The 665-nt window shown below is 66.0% G+C and carries 1 pseudogene; it reads left to right on the top strand.

Features of this window, described 5'->3' with window-relative positions:
* Window positions 1-655: pseudogene (locus tag D9598_RS20890) on the top strand (IS5 family transposase); the annotation flags it as partial.
* Between the last annotated feature and the right edge of the window lie 10 nt (window positions 656-665).

Here is a 665-nt window from a genome sequence, read left to right as displayed (position 1 = left end):
GCCAGAACGGTGCCAAGTGGCGCGCCGTACCCGAAGAGTACGGCCCCTGGTGGATGGCGGCGCAAACCTTCATTCGTTGGGGCAGGCATGGCGTGTGGGAACGCTTGCTGCGCCTGGTACAGGAGCAAGGCGTGCGGCTGGGCATGGTCTTCCTCGACGGCAGCAATATCCGCGCACATCAGAAGGCCGCCGGTGCGGCCAAAAAGGGGGATCTGGAGCCCGACGCGATACGCGTGAGGCTCTTGGCCGATCGCGTGGCGGCTATGGTACCAAGGCCTGCGTGATCGCCGACGGCGGCGGACGCGCCGTCGCTTTCAGCTTGGCGCCGGGCCAAGCGCACGAGTTGCCAATGGCACGCGCGCTGCTCAGCCGTTTGCCAGAGACACCGGCCTGGGTCGTGGCCGACCGTGGCTACACCAGCCATGCCTTACGCGAGCATATCTGGGCCCTTGGTGCTCGGCCTGCCATTCCGCCGCAGCGCCATGAAGCGCCGGTCGCCTGCCCAGCCTGGATCTACAACAACCGCAATCAGGTTGAGCGGCTCTGGGCGCGGCTCAAGGAATGGCGGGCTGTCGCCACACGTTACGAGAAGACCGCCCGATCTTTCCTTGGCATCCTCTGTCTCGCCGCCTCCCTCGACTGGCTCAAGAGCTAACGGACCCTAG

The sequence above is a fragment of the Roseomonas sp. KE0001 genome, from assembly GCF_016107285.1.
Classification (GTDB): Bacteria; Pseudomonadota; Alphaproteobacteria; order Acetobacterales; family Acetobacteraceae; genus Pseudoroseomonas.
This window is presented reverse-complemented; position numbering and strand designations above follow the sequence as displayed.